The organism is Nguyenibacter vanlangensis (assembly GCF_013376155.1).
In the GTDB taxonomy this organism is placed as follows: domain Bacteria; phylum Pseudomonadota; class Alphaproteobacteria; order Acetobacterales; family Acetobacteraceae; genus Gluconacetobacter; species Gluconacetobacter vanlangensis.
Window position 1 is genome coordinate 1 of record NZ_JABXXP010000773.1, and the last position, 1268, is coordinate 1268.

1 protein-coding gene is annotated in these 1268 nt (G+C 71.0%); it reads right to left on the bottom strand.

Features of this window, described 5'->3' with window-relative positions; all coding sequences use genetic code 11:
* A partial coding sequence (locus HUK84_RS18895; protein WP_176641598.1) for a M20/M25/M40 family metallo-hydrolase occupies positions 1–1122 on the bottom strand: 1122 nt, incomplete at its 3' end.
* Positions 1123–1268 lie beyond the last annotated feature (146 nt).

Here is a 1268-nt window from a genome sequence, read left to right on the forward strand (position 1 = left end):
GCCATGCGGCGTGAACCGGACCGTGCAATCGGCCGGCAGCATCGCCCGCACATGGGCGCGGAACGCGTCGCGGATGCGCGCCGGGTCCTGGCCCGAGACCAGGCGGAACGAGATTTTGGCCGACGCCTCGGCCGGCAGCACGGTCTTGAACCCGTCCCCCGCATAGCCGCCGCTGATGCCGTTGATCTCGAAGGTCGGCCGGCACCAGGTCTGCTCGACCGCCGAATAGCCCTGCTCGCCCGCCGGCACGGACAGGCCGACCGGCCCCAGGAAACCGGCATCGGACGGCGCGATGGCGCGCCACTGCGCCCGCACGGCCTCCGGCGGGTCCTGGACCCCGTCATAGAAGCCCTGCAGCAGCACCCGCCCCGTCGCCGGGTCGCGCACCGCGCCCAGGATGCGGCACAGCACCTCCAGCGGGTTGCGCGCGGCGTTGCCGTAAATGCCCGAATGCAGGTCGCGGTCGGCGCCGCGGATCACCACTTCCTCCCCCACCATGCCGCGCAGGGCGGTGGTGATCGCCGGCACGCCGCCTTCCAGCATGCCGGTGTCGCAGATCAGGGCGACGTCGGCGTGCAATTCGTCCCGATTGGCCTGCAGGAAGGGCAGCAGGTTGGCGCCGCCGCTCTCTTCCTCGCCCTCGATCACCATTGAGACGCGCAACGGCAGGGTCCCGAATTCGGCCCGCAGGGCGCGCAGGGCCTCGACGAAGGTCATCACCTGGCCCTTGTCGTCCGATGCCCCGCGCGCCACGATCCGCTCGCCGTCGCCGTCGCGCACCAGTTGCGGCTCGAACGGCGCCGAGTGCCACAAATCCAGCGGATCGACCGGCTGCACGTCGTAATGGCCGTAGAACAGCACATGCGGCCCTTCGGCCGCGCCGCGGTCATGCGCCACCACCATCGGATGGCCCGGCGTTTCCCGCACCGAGGCGTCGAGCCCGATCCCGGCCAGTTCGGCGCACAGCCATTCCGCCGCGCGGCGGCAATCGCCGGCATGGGCGGGCTGGGCCGAGATACTGGGAATGCGCAGGAAAGCGAACAGCCGCTCCAGACTGGCCTCCAGCGTGCGGTCCACCCGATCCAGCACCGGAGTCAGGTCGCGTCCGTTCGTTATCGTCATCATCCACCCATGGTCCGTCGATCGCAGGGAATGTGCGAAGACGCCGCCGGAAATGCAATCCACGCCCGGCGTCTTGCCACGGCGCCGCGCCTGCGCCCGTCAGATGAACTGGCCGCGCAGGAACCCCAGGGCGGGCAGCGGCCGCC